This is a genomic window from Cognatundibacterium curvum, assembly GCF_014284235.1.
GTDB lineage: Bacteria > Pseudomonadota > Gammaproteobacteria > Burkholderiales > Burkholderiaceae_D > Undibacterium > Undibacterium curvum.
Map to the genome: position 1 here is coordinate 1 of NZ_JACOGD010000045.1, position 268 is coordinate 268.

The window sequence follows — 268 nt, forward strand, 5'->3', positions numbered from 1 at the left end:
CAGTGAGTTGGATACGAATCATAACCAGTAATACCTAAGAGATTAGGAAAATGAATAGAGATTGGTGCGAGTCGATATAGAGACGGCGCACATTCTACGAAGCTTCTTCTGAATTGGATTTGCTGTGTGCTGCAGAATAAGGCAGACACAACAAATCGACAGTTTATGCCTGATGACCATAGCGAGTTGGTACCACCCCTTCCCATCCCGAACAGGACCGTGAAACGACTCTGCGCCAATGATAGTGCTGCAACCAGTGTGAAAGTAG

Annotated in this window: 1 rRNA gene; it reads left to right on the forward strand. The window is 45.9% G+C overall.

Features of this window, described 5'->3' with window-relative positions:
• Positions 1–168 precede the first annotated feature (168 nt).
• Positions 169–268, forward strand: a 5S ribosomal RNA gene (rrf, locus tag H8K43_RS18795); the annotation flags it as partial.